Source organism: Endozoicomonas sp. (genome assembly GCF_965196975.1).
Taxonomy (GTDB): Bacteria; Pseudomonadota; Gammaproteobacteria; order Pseudomonadales; family Endozoicomonadaceae; genus Endozoicomonas.
The window spans coordinates 2,753,138-2,771,823 of sequence record NZ_OZ239981.1; the positions used below are offsets into that span (position 1 = coordinate 2,753,138).

Annotated in this window: 12 protein-coding genes and 1 pseudogene; 5 read left to right on the top strand and 8 right to left on the bottom strand. The window is 48.2% G+C overall.

Going from position 1 to position 18,686, the window contains the following annotated elements:
* Nucleotides 1-4: 4 nt before the first annotated feature.
* Together tldD and ACOCLE_RS12415 are read right to left on the bottom strand one after the other, a co-directional pair.
* Nucleotides 5-1,444 carry a metalloprotease TldD gene (gene tldD, locus ACOCLE_RS12410; RefSeq protein WP_419536935.1) on the bottom strand — a complete coding sequence of 480 codons (1,440 nt, stop codon included), beginning with the start codon at nt 1,442-1,444 and terminating at the stop codon, nt 5-7.
* A 124-nt stretch (nt 1,445-1,568) separates the two neighbouring features.
* On the bottom strand, nt 1,569-2,168 hold the full coding sequence (locus ACOCLE_RS12415) for a TetR/AcrR family transcriptional regulator (protein ID WP_419536936.1): 600 nt from the start codon (nt 2,166-2,168) through the stop codon (nt 1,569-1,571).
* A 272-nt stretch (nt 2,169-2,440) separates the two neighbouring features.
* On the opposite strand from ACOCLE_RS12415, the gene ACOCLE_RS12420 reads away from it, so the two are divergent.
* The 5 genes and pseudogenes from ACOCLE_RS12420 (at nt 2,441) to ACOCLE_RS12440 (ending at nt 8,971) form a co-directional block, all read left to right on the top strand.
* On the top strand, nt 2,441-3,556 hold the full coding sequence (locus tag ACOCLE_RS12420) for an efflux RND transporter periplasmic adaptor subunit (RefSeq protein ID WP_419536937.1): 1,116 nt from the start codon (nt 2,441-2,443) through the stop codon (nt 3,554-3,556).
* A 3-nt stretch (nt 3,557-3,559) separates the two neighbouring features.
* Nucleotides 3,560-5,959 (top strand): efflux RND transporter permease subunit, encoded by a 2,400-nt coding sequence (locus ACOCLE_RS12425; RefSeq protein WP_419536938.1) that lies wholly within the window; start codon nt 3,560-3,562, stop codon nt 5,957-5,959.
* A gap of 47 nt (nt 5,960-6,006) precedes the next feature.
* Complete coding sequence (gene tnpC, locus ACOCLE_RS12430) at nt 6,007-7,512, top strand: IS66 family transposase (RefSeq protein ID WP_419532963.1); 1,506 nt, start codon at nt 6,007-6,009, stop codon at nt 7,510-7,512.
* 6 nt (nt 7,513-7,518) lie between these two features.
* Nucleotides 7,519-8,217, top strand: a pseudogene (locus ACOCLE_RS12435) (efflux RND transporter permease subunit); the annotation flags it as partial.
* 145 nt (nt 8,218-8,362) lie between these two features.
* The gene (locus ACOCLE_RS12440; protein WP_419536939.1) at nt 8,363-8,971 is read left to right on the top strand and encodes a YceI family protein; all 609 of its coding nucleotides are present in this window, start codon (nt 8,363-8,365) and stop codon (nt 8,969-8,971) included.
* Between the two features lie 66 nt (nt 8,972-9,037).
* On the opposite strand, the gene ACOCLE_RS12445 is transcribed toward ACOCLE_RS12440, so the two are convergent.
* From ACOCLE_RS12445 to mreC, 6 genes are all read right to left on the bottom strand, one after another.
* The gene (locus ACOCLE_RS12445; RefSeq protein WP_419536940.1) at nt 9,038-13,006 is read right to left on the bottom strand and encodes a YhdP family protein; all 3,969 of its coding nucleotides are present in this window, start codon (nt 13,004-13,006) and stop codon (nt 9,038-9,040) included.
* A 233-nt stretch (nt 13,007-13,239) separates the two neighbouring features.
* Nucleotides 13,240-14,727 (bottom strand): ribonuclease G, encoded by a 1,488-nt coding sequence (gene rng / locus ACOCLE_RS12450; protein WP_419536941.1) that lies wholly within the window; start codon nt 14,725-14,727, stop codon nt 13,240-13,242.
* Between the two features lie 399 nt (nt 14,728-15,126).
* Nucleotides 15,127-16,407, bottom strand: coding sequence for an ISKra4 family transposase (locus ACOCLE_RS12455; protein ID WP_419532972.1), 1,281 nt, complete (start codon nt 16,405-16,407; stop codon nt 15,127-15,129).
* A 68-nt stretch (nt 16,408-16,475) separates the two neighbouring features.
* Nucleotides 16,476-17,108, bottom strand: coding sequence for a Maf family protein (locus ACOCLE_RS12460; protein ID WP_419536942.1), 633 nt, complete (start codon nt 17,106-17,108; stop codon nt 16,476-16,478).
* 158 nt (nt 17,109-17,266) lie between these two features.
* Complete coding sequence (gene mreD / locus ACOCLE_RS12465) at nt 17,267-17,752, bottom strand: rod shape-determining protein MreD (protein WP_419536943.1); 486 nt, start codon at nt 17,750-17,752, stop codon at nt 17,267-17,269.
* The gene (mreC, locus tag ACOCLE_RS12470) at nt 17,749-18,684 is read right to left on the bottom strand and encodes a rod shape-determining protein MreC (protein ID WP_419537205.1); all 936 of its coding nucleotides are present in this window, start codon (nt 18,682-18,684) and stop codon (nt 17,749-17,751) included. Before mreC ends, mreD begins: the two co-directional genes overlap by 4 nt.
* Nucleotides 18,685-18,686 lie beyond the last annotated feature (2 nt).

Consider the following 18,686-nt stretch of genomic DNA (forward strand, 5'->3'; position numbering starts at 1 on the left):
CCTATCAAGCGGTACCACCCACAGTGATCTCATCAATCTTTAACGTAGGCTGGCCAACGCCGACCGGGACAGACTGGCCATCCTTACCACAGACACCCACACCAGGATCCAGCTCCAGATCGTTACCGACCATGGAAACCTTGTTCATCACATCAGGGCCATTGCCTATCAACGTTGCGCCTTTGACTGGCACGGTCTTTTTACCATTTTCAATCAACCAGGCTTCACTGGTGGAGAAAACAAATTTACCGGAGGTGATATCTACCTGACCGCCCCCCATATTCTCTACATAGATACCTTTCTTGACCGTACTGATGATCTCTTCAGGGTCATGCTTGCCTGCCAGCATATAGGTATTGGTCATCCTTGGCATGGGCAGGTGAGAATAAGACTCACGACGTCCATTACCCGTTGGCGCAACCCCCATCAATCGAGCATTCAGCTTATCTTGCATATAGCCTTTAAGAATGCCGTTCTCAATCAGAACCGTGCTTTCTGTGGGTACACCTTCGTCGTCCATATTCATGGAACCACGACAGCCTCCAAGGGTACCATCATCAACAATGGTGCAGTGTGGCGAGGCAACCCGTTCACCAATTCGCCCCGCATAGGCGGAGGAACCTTTCCGGTTAAAGTCACCTTCCAGTCCATGACCTACCGCTTCGTGCAGAAGAACACCGGACCAGCCAGAGCTTAATACTACCGGCATGGTGCCTGCCGGAGCTGCAACCGCTTCAAGATTCGTCATGGCCTGGCGCACTGCCTTGCGGGCATACTCAAGGCCGGTATCATTCAGCAGGAACTGAAGGTAATCACCACGGCCACCACCACCGGCTGAGCCACGTTCAATACGTCCTTCTTTTTCAGCGATGACACTGACGTTCAGGCGCACCAGCGGACGAATATCCGCCGCCAGAGTCCCATCGGAGGCGGCTACCAGCACCACCTCATGAACACCGGCCAGACTTACAGTCACCTGTTTAACGCTTGGATCAGCCTTACGTGCCTCCTGGTCCAGCTTCTTCAGAAGATCAACCTTATCTTCACTGGTTAGCGAGTCCAGTGGGTTGGCGGTTCCGTAGAGTGACAGTGGCTGGCTGCGCTGCCAGGCCTGAACCTGCTTCTGTTGGCCAACCCGGGCAATGCTTCGGGCGGCACCGGCAGCCTGTTCCAGTGCTGGGAGAATAATCTCGTTGGAGTAAGCAAAACCGGTCTTCTCGCCACTCATGGCGCGAACACCAACACCACTGTCTACATTGAAGCTGCCTTCCTTGACGATGCCATCTTCCAGCACCCAGGACTCATGGCGCATGGATTGAAAATAGAGGTCCGCAGCATCCACATTGTGACCCAGAATGGTATCCAGAATTCTGCTGAGTTCGCTGTCGCCGATATTGGCCGGGGTCAGCAGTTGGTCACGGGCTGTTGTAATAATATCGGTCATAGATTTTGTCACCACTTTTGTCAGCAGCGTGGCTTCACACTGATTTATTCTTATTGCAAGCGTACTCCCTGAGAACGGGATAACTCAAGGGAAGTTTGAAATTTCTAATTATAAATTCATAGGGTTAGTATACCCTTTCGCAGGCGCCCAGCACCGTTGATACAACAATCTCAATTTTATCTTCCAGCGCCTTCCCCTCTGGAACTGGCTCTCCCTTAACAACCTGTGGCCAGAACAGCATTCCCTGAAAAAGACTGATGTAGATATTGGTGATCACACTGAGATCAGTCTCGTTTAATTTTCCAGCTTCCATGGCTTCTCTGAACCACTGAGTCACGGCTTTGGTGCTGTAAAGAGTATTGATGAGATTTCGCGCCATGTCCGGCTGACGGAGAAACTCCATCACAATAGTCCGTGACAGCGGAATACCATAGGTTTTATAGAGGATTTCGGCTTCTTTAACGCTGATGGATGTCAGTTGGTCATGAAGGCTGAGCTCTGGATCAAAGGGATAGCGTACCGCCTCATACGCGGAGGTCTGAAGAATGGTCAACACGGACTCAAACAACAGCTCCTTGCTTTCAAAGTGACGATAGAGCGTACGCTTGGAAACCTCGGCTGACGTACAGATTCTATCCATATTGGCAGCCAGAAAACCGTATTGGATAAACTCTTCTTTCGCCGCATCGATGATTGCCCGACGTTTTCGCTCAGAGCGTGTCACAACTGTCTCTCCGTTTTTTATACCTCACCTTGCGCGCCAGCTTTTTCGCTTTTTTAAAAGAGTTGAACTCCCCTGTTCCCACGCTTTGCGTGAGAACGGGGCAAATAAAGCAACACACGAAGTACACTATAGAGTTTACATTTTATGAACGCAAGCATAATATAAACTCACAAGTTTACTTTTAAGCTGTAAGCCTCTCAAAAAGGACTTCCAGAAATCACTCTCCTTCTAACTGATCACACCGGATCAGAACTTTTTAGAGACAGACCAACATGTTGGCATCAATCAAAGTCACCAGACTGGCAGCTGGCATAGCCCTGACATCACTCCTTCTTGGCGGGTGCGGTAAAGAAGAAGTTACCCAAACCAAAACGGCCGTTATTCAACCTGCCCTGACAGAAGTCGTCAGCAGCAGCATCAGTGATGAACTCAGTTTTAATGGTGTGGTCCGTTCCGCTGAACGAGCCAACCTCGCCTTTCGTATAGGAGGGCTGCTCACCGAAATCCGGGTTAAAGAAGGTGATCACGTCAAACAGGGGGACTTATTGGCCAGACTGGATGCTCGGGATGCCAGAACAGCGCTTGAATCTGCCGAACTGGAGCTGCAGAGCGCAGAGGATGACTATACCCGCGCCAAAGCGATTTTTGAGAAAAGCCGGGCGATTTCCAGAAGTGATCTGGATGCCATCGCCACCCGATTCAATCTGGCCCAGAACCGCGTCGACGAAGCAAAACGACAGTTTGAGTACACTGAGCTGAGAGCCCCTTTTGATGGGATCATCGGCCGTAAACTGGCGGACAACCATATCCAGATCCAGGCCAATAATCCGGTATTGGTACTTCATGATCTGAGCGACCTGGAAGTTGTGATCAACCTTCCCCATAAAGTGATGCTTTCCGGACAGAATCAGGCGACAGCCAACGCTGAATTGTCCGCTATCCCCGGTCAGTTATTTCCACTGGTTTTTCGCACCTGGGCAACAGAAGCGGATCCGGTATCCCAGACTTACCCGGTGGTACTGGGCTTTGATGACCTGAAGGGCTTCAGAGTTCTTCCGGGCATGGCCGTCAAAGTCACCTCATCCAGTGCCCAGACTGAGGGCACCCTCTCAACCATTACCATTCCTCTGACAGCGGTGCTTCCCGATAATCAGGGCAACCAGTTTGTCTGGGTAGTTGGCAGTGACAACAAGGTGAAAAAGCGTTTTGTGAAAGTGGGAAGCCTGAACAAAAATCGCATCGTGATTAAACAACACCTGACTACGGGTGAACGGGTCATCATCGCGGGTGTCTCCAGCCTTAAAGAAGGTATGGAAGTTCGCCCCTATACCGATGGTTCTTCACAACAAGACGCGAATGGCGCTACCCAGAAAAATGCCGGAGCCTGATGCATGGATATCGCACGTTATACCATCGCAAAACGCACCAGTGTCTGGGTGATTATCGCTCTGACCCTGATCGGCGGATATATCAGCTACCTGAAACTGGGTCGCTTTGAAGACCCGGAATTCGTGATTCGACAGGCGGTCATTAATACACCTTATTATGGCGCCACCGCTCAGGAAGTATCCGATGAAGTCACGGACCTGATTGAAGGGGCAGTTCAGTCCCTCCAGGAACTGAAAGAAGTAAAGTCTGTTTCCAAACAGGGCATGTCTGAGGTTACCGTTGAAATCCAGCTGGAGTTTGCCAAAAGCTCTGCGGATTTACAGCAGGTCTGGGACAAACTGCGCCGAAAAATCAGCAATGTTCAACGGCAACTGCCGCCCGGTGCCGGCCCATCCATCGTTAATGATGATTTCTCGGATGTCTACGCCCTCTTCTTTGCCGTGACCGGCGAAGGATTCAGCGACCGGCAGCTGCAGGATTATGTCGATACCCTGCGTCGTGAACTGGTACTGGTTCCGGGAGTCGCCAAAACAGCCACTCTGGCGGAGCAACAGGAAACCATTTTCGTCGAAATATCCAGTGAAGGCATGGCCAAGTATGGTCTGTCTGCAGAAAAAGTCTTTCAGGTACTGCAAAAGCAGAATCTGGTCGCAGTGGCTGGCAGTATTGAAACGGACGCCATGCGCATACCGGTGATTCCCGCCGCCAGCGTACATTCGTTTGATGATCTTAAAAACCTGCAGGTTGGCGTTGGTGAGAACAATACCGTACTCCGTCTGGGTGATATTGCCGACGTTACCCGGGGTTATCAGGAACCGGCACCCATGCTGATGCGCTATAACGGCGAACGGGCTATTGGGTTTGGTATCTCCAATGTCACCGGTGGCAATGTAGTGGATATGGGTGATGCGGTTAAGGCACGGATTACCGAGCTGGAAAATCAGCGCCCATTGGGGATGGAGTTGCATGTCATTTCCATGCAATCCGATTCAGTGCGTGCGTCAGTGGCCAACTTTATTGACAACCTGATTGCGGCTGTTGCCATTGTTTTTGTGGTGCTGCTGCTCTTTATGGGGGTTCGCTCCGGCATCATTATTGGTTTTGTACTGCTGCTTACCGTGGCCGGTACGCTGTGCATCATGCTGATTGAAGATATTGCCATGCAGCGTATCTCACTGGGCGCCCTGATTATCGCCCTGGGCATGCTGGTGGATAACGCCATTGTGGTCACCGACGGTATTCTGGTGCGATTGCAGCAAAGTCCTCAGGAAGACCGCGGAGCACTGGCGTCAGAGATTGTAAAATCGACCCAGTGGCCGTTACTCGGTGGTACCGTTGTGGGCATTTGTGCCTTCAGCGCCATTGGTCTGTCACCGTCGGATATGGGCGAATACGCAGGTTCCCTGTTCTGGGTAATACTCTACTCCATGCTGCTCAGCTGGGTATTTGCAGTCACCGTCACCCCAATGCTCTGTCACGACTTTTTAAAGGTAAAAGCCAGTAAGGCTGATCAGAAGCCTGGTCGGATGGTAACCGCTTATAAGGCACTGCTTGTATGGGTGCTGAAGCATCGTCTGGTGAGTTCAGCACTGCTAATGGGCACATTAGCGGCAGCAATCTGGGGTGTGCAGTTTGTGCCTCCCGGCTTTATGCCGGATTCACAGCGACCTCAGTTTGTTGTGGACGTCTACCTGCCACAAGGCTCTGACATCAAACGTACCGAAGCGCTGGTTGCCAATATCGAGCAGGATGTCAAAGCCAAAGAGGGTATCACCAATATCTCCAGTTTTATTGGTGGTGGCGGCCTTCGCTTTATGCTGACCTATTCACCAGAGGCCCGTAACCCAAGCTATGGTCAGCTGCTGATTGATATTGATGATTACACCAGGATCGCGCCATTATTGAGTGAACTGCAGACAGAACTGGATGCAAAGTACCCGGATGCTTCCATTAAAGTCTGGAAGTTCATGCTGGGTCGTGGTGGCGGCAAGAAAATCGAAGCCGGTTTCAAAGGCCCGGACAGCCGGGTGTTGCGTCACCTGGCAGAGCAGGCCAAAACAATCATGCTGAACGACAGCAATCTGATTGCCGTTCAGGACGACTGGCGTCAACAGGTACCAGTCCTTCGACCGGTATATTCTGCGGAAGAGGCTCAACGCTTTGGCCTGACTACACCGGAAATCAATCAGGCCATTGCACAAACATTGACCGGACGTAATGTCGGAGTGTACCGCGAAGGCGATGAACTGATTCCGATTGTGGTTCGTTCACCAGAGGCTGAACGCAACCATCAACGAGCCATCGAAAATACCGAAGTGTTCAGCTCAACGGCCCAGCGCTTTATTTCGGTAAGTCAGTTGGTAACTATTCAGCACCCTTCATATAAATCTGGAATTTTCTGATTTTTCGACCATCATCTTATACTCAATTTTTCTAACAAATCTCCAGTATGGAACCAGACTTCCCAGCTACTCCGTTTACCGAAGCTCTCCTTAAAGAGAATGAAGAGCTTCGGACCGAGAATGCGCTTTTACGGGAACGTTGCAGCGAACTGGAAGAAAGGGTTAATAAAAACAGTCAAAACAGTAGTAAGCCACCATCGTCAGATGGTTATCAAAAGCCCAGTAAAAAAGGGAGTGATAAAGGTGATACATCTTCCAAAGAAGCCCCCTGCTCCTCACAGGAAACACCGAACCCCAAAAGCCTTAGACCATCTTCAGGCAATAAACCAGGTGGCCAGAAAGGTCATCAAGGCTCTTGTTTGAGACGTGTCGCCTTACCCGATTATGTCAGGCATCTGAAGGTTGAAAAATGTTGCTGTTGCCAGTCTTCGCTTATCGATATTAAACCCACCAAATACATTGAGCGACAGGTTTTTGATCCAGGTAGACCCGGAGAATTTGAAGTTACCGCGTACTGGGCAGACGTTAAAGTATGTCCTTGTGGTAAACGGAACACCGCTGAGTTTCCCCAAGGAGTGAAAGCCGCTGCTCAATACGGAGAAGTGACTCAGGCAATGGCTGTTCATTTAAACCAGTATCACTTCATCCCATATCACCGGGTGTCTGAGTATTTCAATACTATTTATTGCATGAGTGTCAGCGCAGGCTCTGTTGCCAATTTTGTTGCCTATACCCATGAGAACCTGGCCTCTACTGAGCAGAGTATCCGCGATGCTTTACAAGAAAGTCCGGTTGCAGGAGCGGATGAAACTGGCATGCGGGTTGACGGTTCACTGTGGTGGTTACACATTATGCGAGATGACCAATGGACGCTTTACTACCTCTCAGAAAGGCGAGGTTGTGAAGCAATGGATGCAATGGGCATCCTGCTGACTTTTGCAGGCATTCTGGTTCACGATCATTGGAAGTCCTACTTTGCCTATGCGGCAGTGCATGTGCTTTGTAATGCCCATCATCTGAGAGAGCTTCAGGGAGTTGTCGATAGGGATGCGAATAAGCTGGCTCTGCGGCTGATGAAATTGCTTACGCTCTCCTGGCACTTCTGCAAGAAATACAAAGCAGCCGGTCTGACTCAAATGCCTGGTGCAATACAGCTTCGCATTGAGACGATATACGACCAAATCCTTCAAAGGGCTCTCACGAAGGAAACCGCTTATATGGAAAAACAACGACAGGTGCTTGGACGTAAGAAGGTCAGGAATACCAAGGCCTACAACCTGTTCAAAAGGCTTATTGAGTTTAAGGTTGAAACGTTGCGCTTCATGTCGGACTTTTCAATTCCCTTCGATAACAATGGCAGTGAACGTGATGCCAGGATGGCCAAACTTAAGCAGAAGATCTCAGGCTGCTTCAGAAGCGAAGACGGAGGTACCATGTTTACCCGAATCCGAAGCTATTTATCATCTGCTAAAAAGCAGGGGTTGAACATATTTCAGGCGCTTCTTAAAGCGGTTCGAAATTACAACAATACGCCTTTGCTGGGTGCTGAATAGTTACGTCAGTTGATAGAATCAGTTGATGTCGTTTATCAGGATGCGATCCTGCGTCGTATCGACCGAGTACCGACCATTCTGGTACAGGCGGACCCGGCACCCGGCGTATTGACAGCAGATGCATTTAACAACATCCGCAGCAACATCGAAGCGATTGAATTGCCTCCTGGCTATGAGCTGATCTGGTATGGTGAATACAAAGCCTCAAAGGATGCTAACGAGGGACTGGTAATTTCTGCACCCTATGGTTTTGCCGCGATGATTCTGTCGGTGATCTTTATGTTCAATGCGCTGCGTCAGCCTTTGGTCATCTGGCTGGCCGCCCCACTGGCACTGGTCGGTGTCACTATCGGTCTGGTGATTTTCCAGACACCTTTCGAATTTATGGCCATTCTGGGCTTTTTAAGTTTGATTGGCATGATGGTGAAGAATGCCATTGTTCTGGTGGATCAGGCGGATGTGGAAATCAAAGGAGGAAAACCCGCATACCATGCCATTATCGATGCCGCCCTCAGCCGTGCACGCCCTGTGTTGCTGGGTGCTCTGACCACCATACTGGGTGTGGCTCCGCTGTTGATTGACCCGTTCTTCAAAAGCATGGCAGTAACCATTATGTTTGGTCTGCTCTTTGCCACCATCTTGACTCTGGTGGTTATTCCACTGTTCTATGCCGTCTTTTTCAAAGTTGACGTTAAAGCCGCATAAAACCAGGTGAGAATATTCGCTCCCATTCATTTCATGGGAGCGAATATTTTTTCAACAATTACCATTTCTACCGTTGTAATCCTCACCACTCTCCCTTTAGGATTCACCCTCAGTTAATAAAAAAAAGACAACTCAGGGACGTTTTATGCGGTTTAACACGCTGTTGAAAGTACTGACACTTTTCGGCCTGGTGGCACATGGCAATGCTCAGGCTCAATGGAATCTCGACAAAAGCCAGTCAGAACTGTATTTCACCTTTATCAAAGCCGCCCAGATTGGCACCGTAGGTCATTTTGAATCTTTTGATGCCAATGTCACTGATGATGGAAAAGCAAAGCTGACCATTGACCTTGCCAGCCTGAACACCGGTATTGATAAACGGGACAACCGGCTCAGGAATATTTTTTTCGATACGTCGAAATACCCTACCGCCGATGTTGAGATCAACCTGAGTAAAGATATTTATGAACGCCTGAGTATGGGTGAAACGGAAAAGGTGCGAGTTTCGGCAAAAGTTAAACTGCATGGCAAAACCAAACGGCTCCGTGAGCTCGTCAATGTTACCCTGCTAAATGAGAAAACCGTTGAAGTCGCCACTGCCAAACCCATACTGCTGGATGTCAGTGACTATGGACTGATGCCTGGTATTCAGAAACTGATTGATCTGGCTGGCGTGAAGAGCATTTCACAGTCGGTGCCGGTAACCTTCAGGCTGCGTTTTGAGGATACAAAGTCAAACCTGTCGGAATCATGATTTCAATCCCCACGCCAAGCCGTGGGGATTCGAAGAAAGTCTTAAGAATTTAGTTCTGAAATATGCCTATCCCGCCACTTCTTTCTTACTGCGACTCTTTCTCGGTTGGTTGGAAAACAGTTTATCCAATGTCATTTTTGGATCGTCAAATGAACCATGAATCCGATAGCGAATGCTTGCCAACTGATCCACCTGTTTTCCCACCAGCTTATCTGCAATATAAATAATGCCAGCCACCTGGGGAGCAGTTCCCAGTAATACGCTGAGAATTGGTAAATTGGATGACACTGGTAAAGTAACAACCAAACTCAGGTCCAACTGCTCACTGTTCGTATCTATTGTGCCATCCAGTTTGAAATCAGATGATGGTCCTTCAATCACCATGGGTGAGTCGAACGTAATAACCCCACGATTAAAATTCAGACTTCCCCGAATCTGATCAAAGCTGATACCCGATGAATAAAGATCTGAAAAGTCCAGCTTCATCCTTCTCGTCAGCGCTTCTGTATTGAAAATACCAAACAGCTTGAGCGCACCCGACGAGCCATTATCAACTTTGCGCAGCCGCCCTTTTTTCAGCAGCACATCAACACGACCTTTCATGGACGCAATCGTGCCCCCAAGAGGAGACCCATCCCAATTCAAACTGGCATCAAAACGGCTCTCTCTTGCCTCCAGAAAACCGGAAAAGCCTAGGGCTTTCTGCAGTTCTCTGATACCTGTACCTTTCAGTCCTCCCTGAACCCAGCTACGCTGCTCTCCGTCCATCTGCACCCAATCTGCCAGCCCACTGAGTGACATACCCGCCAGCTCACCAGTAATATTATCAATCTTAACGCCGTGGGGAGCATGGCGAAGTTTAAAGCCTATGCTTGCTGGTGTTCGGCTGCCAACCTGTAAATGACTTACTTTCACGTCGAGATTGGGTAACGTTGCTGGATTGACCTCCGCCAGACTGTCTTCAGCTTCGGAAACGCTATTTTTAGAAGAAGCCTCAGAAGAGGAGTCCAGTAATGCAGACTCGGGCAGATGCACATAATCAATATTCAATGCCCACGGCACAGCTCGGTGTTCGGGAATCCATAAATCACCTTTCAGCGTTTTTCCATCAACACTTAACTGCATTCCCTTTCTTTCTGATTTTGCACCCTGTCTCTGGATCGCCTGCTGAAGAGATACCGCAACATTCGGCCAGTTGTAATCTCCATACTTCAAGGAGCCAATACGCACATTTTCAAGCTCAATGCGTGAAGCCAGTTGTTGCTCACCAGGCTTACCGGGCTGACCTTCAAAGCGCGCCTTCCAGGGAGCAAAATCCAGCTGAGGTAAAGAGCCTGTAACCAGAAATTTATTTCCAACAGCTCCCTTATCAGAAAACGAGCCAGAGTTTACCGAATCCGCCCCTAAAGTAATCAGAGCAGACTCAGGGGAAAACTCCGGAGTCATTTTCATCTCCAGGCGCCCAAGGTTGGCCAGAGTTACATTCAGGATCTCATGCCCTTCTTTTTTTATCAGGGAAAGGTCAAGAGGAAGCGGTGTGTCTACTGTTTTACCTACAGGCGCTGGCAGCTCTACTTCAACACCAAGCAACTCACTGTCAACTCTCAGCTCAGTGCTATTATCCAATATCCCCAGAGATAAACTGGCTCGATAGTCTGTTTCACCCTCCAGTAAACTGAGCCAATCCAGTTTCAGCCAGTCATGAAGTGAAGTCACAGAGATTTTGCCTGACCAATCAATATCCGTTGTAACCGGTTGTTGATTGACAACGGCCGAGCGAATCTGAAAACGAGCGGGATTCCCAAATAATTGGCCCGATAACTCCCGTGCATTCAAACCCTGTTTGGTACTGAAGGATAAGTCACCTCCAATATCATTGACATCAATGCCCAGTTCAGGAATGGCAAAGTTGAATGACTTCACGGCTGATCGAATATCTACCTCTGATTGTTCCAGATCATCCAGAGGGAGCGTCAGATTCATGCCCGCATCAAAACGTCCCTGCAGTTGCCATTTTTTGGCCTCTCCTTCCATCCAGTCATCAATAGGTGTCCGGGTGAGGAAGTGTTTGAGAGTCTCGCCATTGGCATTGAGATGACTGCTGATCCTGAGTATTGACTCACCCTCCAAGGGAACTCTGGCGATAATATCAGCCAGCTTTCCACCCGCTGACTTCGCGCTTTGCCCAAGCACTTCCACCCGGTCGTCGTTGACATAAACCTGCCCTGTCAGGCCAGTAATCACAGGCCAGTCAGGCGCATAGTCCAGTTCTCCATCATGGATATCAAAAAACAGTCCCCAGCGGGAATCCTGAGGGCCGATGCCATCCTCATCACCCACAAGGGCACCGCTATAAATAAACCCACCGGCAGAAATATCCGCTTTTCGAATGGCGGTATCCAGCCAGTGAACAAGGTTACTATCCATCGGCATAAAGGCTGGCAGATACTTACCCGTATATCGAGCATCACCGTTGCTCATCCCAACCGTCAATGCCATATCGAGGGTATCGCCTTCATGCCACTTCAAGGGAATATCGAGCCTTAATTTGCCTTTCAGGTCACCTTCAGGTCCCATCAGGGCAAGATCATCTGACTTCAAAATATAGAAGTCATCAATAACATCCCAGTAAAGACGGGCTTTTGCAGTATCAAATGTCCAGGTCTCGCGGAACAGTTTAGGAAAACCCAACTGGAAATCGCGCGTATTCAGGTCAAGATAACCCTGCAGAAGATTCATTCTTAATTGACCGCTGACATTACCGCCAGAAGGGGCACCTTGCCAGGCATCAACAGAAACATTGTCGAGCCTGGCACTCAGGTCGAAATCAAAAGGTTTGCGAGAGGGATAAAAACGGATCGCTAAGTCACTCAACTGCCCAATGGGGTTCAAAGTATCAACCAGTTTGGCTACTGATTTTGGCAGCGCATCAGTATCCAGTAACCAGCGCTTGAGTAAATCCAGATCCAGACTTTGAGTAGCTACGGTTACCGTATATTCTTCTTTACGGCCTCCAGTCAGGTACCAGCTGTTTTCCCATTGATAAACAATCCCATTTTGCAGGCGGTTTTCCAGCTTGAGCCCATTCAGCCAGATCTGCCAGCTGGATTCTCGCTCTCCCTGCATAAATAGATGGGTCTGCCCGGAAAGATGGTTCAAAGCTCCAGAGTTGTCCAGATAGGTCACGTCAGGAGAAGCTACCTCTCCCTGAACCTGCCAGAATCCATGGTCATAACGCCACCGGGCATCCATTTGCATCATTGCGGCCAGCACATCATCATAACAACCCGCCCATAAAGCACAGAGCTGTTCAGCGTTGAGATTAATGGCTACAGCCGTTCCATCCCACTTTGAAAACAGACCACGGCTGGCAATCCCAGCCCCATCGATTTCGAGGTAGCCCGCCCCCACTTCAAGGCGGGCGGACAAATCTTTTCGATCACCGTCAGTTAATACCGTCAAGTGCCGACCATTAATATCGCTACTCTCCCCATTGGCTTTTCGCATATTCAACCGGATGTTACGAATATCGACCATCTGTTGAAGTGCAAGCCATTCCAGTGCAGATCCTTTACGATACTCAGGGGCTTGTAGTGATGAACCGGCAACTTGTTGAATACCAGACAGTGACCACTGGGCACCATCCCCCTGAACCAGATCAACATTTACACCGTTAATTTCCAGTGAAGAGAACACGGGAGTCCAATGCAGTAATGACTGCCTGAGACTCAGTTCCATATCCAGCTGTTTGATACTGAACCCAGTCAGATCGGCCTCTTTACCCCTAAGCGTCAATCCTCGCAATGATAACCATGGTTCCCCACCATTCCATTTGGCAGACATGGACTCAATTTGCAGGTCAGCATTTAATCGCTCGCTGAGAAAACGTGAAAGCTCAGGTTGAAGAACGGGCAGTGCGCTAAACATCAGTCGCCCACCAGCCACCAGAATGACCAGAACAGTCAATCCTGTAAGCAGGAGCCGCCAGCTCCATTTCATCAAACTATCAAGCAAACAGAGGCCACCAGATGACACCTTTTCAGAATCTGTCCCCTGAATGCAAGGAGTACTCCGTTTGAGGCTGTTTACAATCCGCTTCAACAACCGTGGTTCCGCCCTGACAAAAGATTAACCCGTCCATAATAGAACAGGCGTATAACATAAGTGATGATCAACGAAATACCAGTCTCAATTGTGGTCATTTAAAAATGAAATGCGGTTTCTCACCCTGAATGAGAAACCGCATCTAAAAAACGTAAAAAGATCTGTTACACCAGAACTACATCAAATTGTTCCTGGGTATAGATCGGCTCTACCTGAAAACGAATCGGCTTTTGGATAAACTCTTCAAGGTCCGCAACATTATTAGACTCTTCATCCAGCAAACGATCTATCACAGCCTCAGATGCCAGCACCATATAACTGTCGCCATCGTATGCCCGGACAGCCCTGAGGATTTCCCGGAAAATCTCATAGCATACCGTTTCTGCCGTTTTCAATGTGCCACGGCCTTCACAGGTTGGACAGGGTTCACACAAGACATTTTCCAATGATTCACGAGTTCGCTTACGGGTCATCTCAACCAGCCCAAGCTCACTGACTCCTGTGAAGTTGGTCTTGGCATGATCCTGTTCCATTGCTTTTTCAAAAGCACGCTGAACCTGCCGCTGATGTTCAGCGTCTTCCATATCGATAAAGTCAATAATGATGATTCCCCCAAGATTCCGTAAACGGAGCTGGCGGGCAATAGCCACAGCGGCTTCAAGATTGGTTTTAAAGATGGTCTCTTCAAGATTACGATGACCAACAAAAGCACCAGTATTGACATCAATGGTCGTCATGGCTTCAGTCTGATCAATGATCAGATAACCACCGGACTTAAGCTGAACCTTTCGGCTTAATGCCTTGTTAATTTCATCCTCAACACCAAACAGATCAAATATTGGGCGTTCACCAGGATAATATTCAACACGGCCATCAATCTCGGGCACAAGTTTCTTTACAAACTTCGAAACTTTCTCAAAGGTTTCCCGTGAATCAATGCGTATTTTTTCAATATTAGGATTTACAAGATCACGCATTGTTCTTAAATGAAGCGGCAGATCTTCATACACATTGGCAGGCGCCTTACTTTCCTTGATATTTTCTTCGATGGTTTCCCAAAGTCTGCGCAGAAACAGTATGTCAGCACGCACTTCATCTTCACCGATCCCTTCAGCAGCAGTTCTGAGAATAAAACCGCCAGCTCCGGAGTCATCAGCAGACTCGCCATCATTGCCACCAAGGCAGGACTCAACCATTTGTCGAAGACGCTCACGCTCCTCAACATCTTCGATACGCAGAGATATGCCCACATGGTTATTTTTTGGCATATGCACCAGGTAGCGGGCAGGAATTGAGATATGAGTCGTCAAACGGGCACCTTTGGTGCCCAGGGGATCTTTTGTCACCTGAACAACTAAAGACTGGCCTTCATGCACCAACTCATAAATGGGGCGTTCCTGTGTCTCTTCCCCACTCTTGTCCTGCCTGGGTGCAATTTCACTGGCATGAATAAACGCAGCCCGCTCAAGACCAATATCAACGAAGGCAGCCTGCATTCCAGGCAGAACCCGAACCACTTTTCCTTTATAAATATTCCCAACTATCCCGCGACTCCGGGCACGCTCTACATAGATCTCCTGAAGCACCCCATTCTCAACCAGAGCCACCCGTGATTCCATGGGCGTGATATTCATGAGAATTTCTTCACTCATCCCAGTTCCTCAATTCCTTTAATGCATTGACCTGTAATGCCTCATTCACTCCAGACAGGTTTCTGGATAAATCCCAGGCACTACAGGTCAATACACTTTCACCATTCCTTTACTCAGCTGGTGTACAGGTAGAAACAAAAAATCAACCGTTCGATCATACCAGTAAATAGCATCTGATTTTTGCTTCCTGACAAACTTTATACCAAAAACCGTTCCAAGATGCTTTTAGATATCACTGGCGATCGAAAATACCCCTATTTCAAACCCTTTAGCCATTTTTAAGGCTCTGTTGCTGAGGTATATTCTATTTTTATTCTTTACTAAGTTTTCCTTGCTGAAACCAATATTCAGCCGATCATTAGCCGGTGGAACGGGTGCTCTCTCAATTTGATAACTGACTCATAGGTTAGCTTCAACCTTTCCAGTCATGAACTCAGACCAAAGTTGTTCCCAGCGCCCCTTACTCTGGATCAGTGCTCTTGTTGTCAAAAGCACTTCCGCTCCTGTTGCTTTCCACCTCATTCCAGAACCACATAATCGTTGCTTTACCAGAGTCTTACAAGCCGCTTCAGTAACTCCTGAACCTATTGGCCAATGGCGTTTAAGCGCCTGATGATAATTCATTAACTGGTGATTGTTTGTAAAATAGCTCACAGCTTTGTAGCGCTTCTCTGTCAGTGCGATTGTCTTTTTCGGGAGCTCGGCTGATTCAATTTCCTGAAGGATTTTTTTGGCTGCTCCACGCTTGTTTTTCAAACTATGTAGCCTGTCTTCAAGCCACTGGTGTCGCTTCGCCTTACTGGTTGGAAACAGTGCTTCCGCTGCTCCAGCTAAATATTCAGATGCATGATAAAAATCGAGTATCTGCCCAGAGGTATGTTGTTTCAAATAACTCCAGTTTTCTCTAGCCCCGTCAGCTACCCCGATGTATGTGGCATTTGGGTAGAGTCGTTTTAGATCTGCAATCTCCTCGTCGAGCTTGCTCATAAAGCTTTGTTTACCATACTCTGGCGAACTGGCTGTATATATCGTGTGGAGCCTGTCTCCATCTGCAGAATATAGGCTCAATGTCCCACACATGGCTTCCCTCCAGCCTTCTTCACAAAGCAGCATGCAGGTTCCATCCAGACCAATGGCTATTGTTTCAACAGGCTCTTTTAGTGGAGGAAGGTGGTAGTGAGTGTCTTGCTGGTCTTCAATTAATGCACCTACTCTGTCCGATAAATGCTTGATATAAGAATTTGAAAGCGTCCTTTGATGGTTGGTCTCAAAATCTTCTTTTACCGCAGGCGCTGGCATCTGGCTGTATTTCCAGGCGATAGACTTGGCAAATTTGGGGGTAGCTGAACCAATAATACCGGCACGAAGATCAAGTGCTGCCAGAGTACTGCCACCTCTGACACCCTGATATACGGAGCGCTCCAAAGGTATACGACCGTATAAGGTTTCATAGTGCTTAAGAACCTTTCCTTTGTAGTTCCACTTCTGCTGATTAACGACGATAGGTTCTTTATTGGGTGATTCAAATAGCCCCAATAACTCTTTTGTTCCAAGCTGCCCGGCTTCATTGAGTGCACGCTGTAAACTATCTTCAAGATTCAGCATGTTGCCTGAATCTATAGAAACTTCAATTTGCAAAACGATGCTTTTGGTAGAGCTGGAAATAACAGAAGCGGGCATGACAGTTAACTATTATGAGTGGTGTTCCCATAGTAGCTGTGAAAATAGAGCACTATTGTTTCAATCATTCAGAGAGAGCACCCGGTGGAACTTTTCCAAAATGGAACATCAAAACTTCTCAGAAGGCGTGATGTCTCCATAAGCGGCAATCCAACAACTGCAGAGTAACTGCCGGAAATACGGGCAACCAGAACAGCGCCAAAGCCTTGAATACCGTATCCTCCGGCTTTATCTTCAGGCTCCCCAGAGGCTATATAGCCTTCAATCAGCTCATCAGTCAGTTTGTTAAAGACCACATCAGTTACCGAAAGCTCTGACAGGAGTTCCTTGCCATCAGTTACAGCTACTGCGGTCATAACCTGATGAGTCTTTCCGGAGAGCATGGTCAGCATGCGACGAGAATCGTCTGAATCCAGAGGTTTTCCAAGAATACATCCATTACAGACAACCGTTGTATCAGCTGCCAACAGAGGCATTTTTACAGAACCTGAAGACAATATTTCCTGCCAGCCCGCAGCCGCTTTCTCACGCGCCATTCTATGCACATATTCTGAGGGAGCTTCTCCAGGAAACGGCGTCTCATCAATCTCACAGATCAATTTTTGAAAAGAGACGCCTATCTGCTCAAGCAGTTCAGCTCGGCGTGGAGATTGGGAAGCCAGGTAAATCATATTCAATCTTCCGTTGAGCCACAGAGGCACTATGTGAGCATTTGCTTTCTACGCAAAGCGCAGAGAGGCTACCAAAAGCTTTGGGTCTTTGTGATTACCTTCGTTTAAAGCTTTTACTGTGTGTGCATTCACAAGAATGACTGATGATCGGTATTTTTCTTGATACCTACGTTTATCCAGTCAGGAGACTATACCACTCGAAAATAACGCCTCAGGAATCGCAGGCCAGACATAACCCATGGCCAGATGACCGCACTGGAAACAGAAGGCAGTAAATACCAAACCGATGGAATCGTATCCCCTGCGGCACTGCGCACCCAAAGAAGCAATAACTGATAAAAACCAACCATCAGAAACACCATAAAAGCCTGCTGCCAGACAGGAAACAGCCTGAGTCGACGATGAAGACTAAGAACGATAAAAGCTACCATCACCATTCCCAGAGAGTTAAGACCAAACAGACTGCCCTGAAATACATCCAGAAGCAGACCGGTAATAAAGGCAAATAGCAGGCCAAACCGCTCCGGCAACGCCAGAACCCAATAAATGACTACCAGCGGAACCCACGCAGGACGAATCAATGATAGCCACTCCGGCAATGGCATAATACTGAACATCGCCCCCATCAGCAGGGTCATCCATACCACCCAGTGGGCATTAGCCTGCTGAATCATTGTTCCTGCCCCTCACTGGCTTTTCTTATTAACTCCTGCTCTCGCTCCATTTCTAATGGTTTTAGCGACTCTGACAATGACTCCGCAAGCTTTTCTGGTTCAATCAGATCTGAGATTTCACGAAAGACAAGCAAAACAACACGACTTCGGTTAACCTCTGCAAGAGGGCGCACCTCAATGGATGCAAAAGCATCGCCGGGATTGTGCCCTACATGGGTAACGACACCCACAGGATAACCTTCAGGGTATATTCCGCCCAAACCTGAGCTGGTTAACAAGTCTCCTTCCTGAAAATCTTCGGTTATCGGGATATGCAATAATTCAAGACGGTCTGTTCTACCAGTTCCAGTAGCAATAGCCCTATATTTGGTTCGATTATTCTGAACAGGTACCCTTGCGGCCAAATCCGTCAGCATTAACACTCGGCTGCTTACAGGGCTAACTTCAACCACCTGCCCCATAACACCATGTGCATCAAGAATAGCCTGACCTTCATAGACTTTATCGAAAGAACCTTTATTAATGACAACACGATGCCTGAACGGATCAGGATCAACACCAACAACCTCTGAAACAAGCACCTGCTCATCCACTAGTTCTGAAGAATTCAGCAACTCCCGCAGGCGGATATTCTGGGCTGTCAGTGAGGCCAGTTTCTGTACTTTTTGTTCAAGAATAAGGTTTCTGGCTTTCAGGCGGGCATTTTCCTGTAACAAATCATTATGCGACATGACGACTTGTGAAGCAGTCCCCCAGATACGACCGGGTAAATCTGCAAGAAACAGAACCGGTGTAGCAGCAACGGTTAGCCATTGACGGACCTGTGATAAGGCTCGATAACTATGGTCAAAATACAATATCGCCAGCGATAAAATGATCAGCAGAACAAAACGCGTAACCAGTGACTGGCGTTGACTGAAAATCGGTTTAATAA

Excerpts from the sequence above, each read along its gene's own strand:
- tldD (WP_419536935.1), bottom strand. The coding sequence starts at position 1,444 with ATGACCGATATTATTACAACAGCCCGTGACCAACTGCTGACCCCGGCC.
- ACOCLE_RS12420 (WP_419536937.1), top strand. The coding sequence starts at position 2,441 with ATGTTGGCATCAATCAAAGTCACCAGACTGGCAGCTGGCATAGCCCTG.
- ACOCLE_RS12425 (WP_419536938.1), top strand. The coding sequence starts at position 3,560 with ATGGATATCGCACGTTATACCATCGCAAAACGCACCAGTGTCTGGGTG.
- tnpC (WP_419532963.1), top strand. The coding sequence starts at position 6,007 with ATGGAACCAGACTTCCCAGCTACTCCGTTTACCGAAGCTCTCCTTAAA.
- ACOCLE_RS12440 (WP_419536939.1), top strand. The coding sequence starts at position 8,363 with ATGCGGTTTAACACGCTGTTGAAAGTACTGACACTTTTCGGCCTGGTG.
- rng (WP_419536941.1), bottom strand. The coding sequence starts at position 14,727 with ATGAGTGAAGAAATTCTCATGAATATCACGCCCATGGAATCACGGGTG.
- ACOCLE_RS12455 (WP_419532972.1), bottom strand. The coding sequence starts at position 16,407 with ATGCCCGCTTCTGTTATTTCCAGCTCTACCAAAAGCATCGTTTTGCAA.
- mreD (WP_419536943.1), bottom strand. The coding sequence starts at position 17,752 with ATGATTCAGCAGGCTAATGCCCACTGGGTGGTATGGATGACCCTGCTG.